Origin of the sequence: Microbispora sp. KK1-11 (assembly GCF_006874435.1) — a bacterium.
GTDB classification, from domain to species: domain Bacteria; phylum Actinomycetota; class Actinomycetes; order Streptosporangiales; family Streptosporangiaceae; genus Microbispora; species Microbispora catharanthi.
In genome coordinates this window covers 1-3,268 of sequence record NZ_VIRJ01000077.1, presented here as the reverse complement: position 1 = coordinate 3,268, position 3,268 = coordinate 1, and the positions used below count along the sequence as shown (strand labels likewise).

Below are 3,268 nucleotides of genomic sequence, written 5' to 3'. Positions count from 1 at the left end.
CCAGGTCCCAGCCGCGGTCGGTGGGGAACTCGGTGACGGCGTCGCGGCCCTCGGCGACCAGGTCCCACAGGTCTTCGGGGGAGGTCACCCCGCCGGGCAGGCGGCAGCCCATCCCCACGATCGCGATGGGCTCGCGTTGCTCGTCCCGGACGTCCCGCAGTTCTTCACGCGTCTTGTGCAGTTCCTCCGTCACGCGTCGGAGGAGACGCCGGATCTGGTCGTCGCTCACAGGTCCGCCTTCCATGGGCACGAGGTGGGGCAATGGGAAAAGGTCAGGAGATGCCGAGCTCGCTGCTGATGAACTCGATGAGCTCGTCGTCGGAGGCCGAGGACAGGTCGGCGGTCGCCGTGGGACGCTCGTCGGGCGAGTCGTCGCCGAGAATCTCTGTCAGGCGCCGCAGCCGGTCGACCGCGGCCTCCCGGTCGGACGGAGGGACCGCCTCGCCGAGCAGCGCCTCCAGCTCGTCGAGTTTCGCGAGCACGGCGGCGACGGGCGGCTCGGGGTCGGGCAGCAGCACGTGGAGCAGGTGGTCCACGAGCCCTGCGGGCGTCGGATAGTCGAACACGAGCGTGCTCGGCAGCGGCTTGCCCGTCAGCCGGTTGAGGCGGTTGCGCAGTTCGACGGCCGATAGCGAGGTGAATCCCTGGTCGCGGAAGCCGCGGTTGTCGTCCACTTCGGCCGCCGAGCCGTACCCGAGCACGCCGGCGATCTCCGCGCGGACCAGCACACGCAGCGTCTGCCGTCGCTCGGGCTCCGGCAGCCCCGCCAGCCGCGCGGGGAGGTCCGGCTCGCCGCCGTGGGTCTCCGCCGCCCCGGGCGCCGCCGCGCGAGCTTCGGGCAACTCGGCGAGCAGCGGGTGAGGGCGTACGGCGAGCACCGTCGCCCAGTCCGCGCGGGCGACGACCAGCCGCGTCTGTCCGCCGGCCACCGCCTCTTCCAGCGCCGACACGGCGAGATCGGGGGCCATGGGCGGGAAGCCGCTTCGCCGCAGCCCCTCGCGGGCCTCCTCACCGGCGATGCCCTCGCCGTCCCAGTGCCCCCAGGCGATGGAGGTGGCGGGCAGGCCGAGCGACCGGCGGTGGTCGGCGAGGGCGTCCAGGAAGGCGTTGCCCGGCGCGTAGTTGCCCTGGCCCGGGTTGCCGATCAGCCCGGTGACCGACGAGAACAGCACGAACGCCGTCAGCGGAAGCTCCACGGTCAGCTCGTGCAGGGCGAGCGCGCCGCCCGCCTTCACCCGGTTCACCGCGGCCAGCCGCTCCGGCGTGAGCGATCCGAGCAGGCCGTCGTCCAGTACGGCGGCGGTGTGAACCACGGCGGTCAGCGGATGCTCCGGCGGCACGGCGGCGAGCACGGCGGCGAGGGCGTCCCGGTCGGAGACGTCGCACGCGGCGACCGTCACCCGGGCGCCCAGCCCGGTGAGCTCGGCGCGCAGGTCTTCCGCCCCGGGGGCGTCGAGTCCCCGCCGGCTGACCAGCAGCAGGTGGGGGACCCCGCGCCGGGCCAGCCGCCGGGCCACGTGAGCACCGAGCGCGCCCGTGCCGCCCGTGATGAGCACGGTCCCCGCCGGCGCCCACTCCGCGGGCGCCGCCTCCCGGCTCGGTGCGGGAACCAGCCGGCGCGCGAGAAGTCCCGAGGCGCGCACCGCGAGTTCCGACTCGCCGTGCCCACCCGTCAGCGCGGTCGCCGCGTACGCGGCGCTCCGCCCGTCAGGCACCGACCCGTGCAGCGACTCGTGCAGCGGCGGAAGGTCCATGATCCCGGCCCACCGCTCGGGCCTCTCGGCGGCGATCACTCCGCCCAGGCCCCACGCGAGGCCCCCGGCCGGATTCGGCACCCGGTCGGACGGCGCCGCCGCGACCGCGCCGCTCGTCGTGAGCCAGAGCGGGCCGTCGATCCCCGCCGCGTCCAGCGCCTGCAGCAGCGCGACGTCCTGGCCCTCGTACGGGGTGCCGTCCAGGCCGAGCAGGGACACGACACCGGTGAACCGCTCACCGGTCCGTACGGAGGTGAGCGACGCCACCAGGGCATCCCGGTCGGCCGTCCCGCCGACGACGGCCTCCGTCACCTCGGCGCCGCGCTCCTCCAGCACGCGCCGCAGGGCCTCCGCCCAGGCCGCGGCCGCCTCCCACGTCGTACGGACCAGCAGCCAGCGGCCCCCGGACCGGATCACCGGCTCCTCCACGGGCCGCCAGGTGACGCGGTAGCGCCAGGAGTCGAGCGTGGTCCGCGCGTCCCGGGCGGCGTGCCACGAGGCCAGGACCGGCAGGGTCTCCCCGAGCGACTGCCGTACGCGCTCGGCGTCCGCACCGAGGGTGCCGACCAGAGCGTCGAGGTCGCCGCGGCCGACGATGTCCCAGAAACGCGCCTTCCCGTCGTCGTACGGCCCGGCCTGGCCGGGCTTCGGCGGGCTCACCCAGTGCCTGCGCCGCTGGAAGGCGTAGGTGGGCAGGTCCACGGTGGTGGCCTGGCCGTGGAGGGCGGTCCAGTCGGTGGGGGTGCCGTGGGTGTGGGCGTGGGCGGCGGCGGTGACGACGGTGTGGGGTTCGGGCCGGTCGCGGCGCAGCGCGGGGACGGCGACCAGGTCTTCCTGCCGGTCGAGCGTTTGGCGGATGAGGGCGGTGAGGACGCCGTCGGGGCCGATCTCGATGAAGGTGGTGATGCCCTTGTCATGCAGGGAGTGGGTGGTGTCGGCGAAGCGGACGGGGTTGCGTAGGTGGCGGGCCCAGTAGGCGGCGTCGATTCCGGAGGTGATGGGTTGTCCGGTGAGGTCGGAGATGTAGTCGATGGTGGGGGGTGTGTGGGTCAGGTGCTCGATGGCCTGCTGGAAGTCCTCCAGGATGGGGTCCATGTGGGAGGAGTGGAAGGCGTGGCTGACGGTCAGTGGCCGCACCTTGTGCCCGCGGGCGCGGAAGTGTTCGGTCAGTTCGGCGACGGCGTGGTGGTCGCCGGAGATGACGGTGGAGGTGGGGGTGTTGATCGCGGCGATGGTGGCCCTGCCCTGGTAGCGGGCCAGCTCGGGCGTGATCTCTGCTTCTGCCGCGTTGATGGCGGTCATGGCGCCGCCTGGGGGGAGGGTGTGCATGAGGCGGGCGCGGGTGGCGACGAGGGTCGCGGCGTCGTGGAGGGTGAGGATGCCTGCGGTGCAGGCGGCGGCGATGGCGCCGATGGAGTGCCCGGCCACCGCGGTGGGGGTGATGCCCCAGGTGGACAGCAGGTGGGTGAGGGCGGTTTGCAGGGCGAACAGGGCGGGCTGGGTGTAGAGGGTCT

2 protein-coding genes are annotated in these 3,268 nt (G+C 74.2%); both read right to left on the bottom strand.

The window, feature by feature from the left end:
• On the bottom strand, positions 1-193 hold a 193-nt coding region (locus tag FLW16_RS42730), incomplete at its 3' end, for a beta-ketoacyl synthase N-terminal-like domain-containing protein (RefSeq protein WP_221891601.1).
• Positions 194-272: 79 nt separating this feature from the next.
• Positions 273-3,268, bottom strand: a 2,996-nt coding sequence (locus FLW16_RS42725) for an SDR family NAD(P)-dependent oxidoreductase (RefSeq protein WP_142566692.1), incomplete at its 5' end; no start/stop codon positions are given.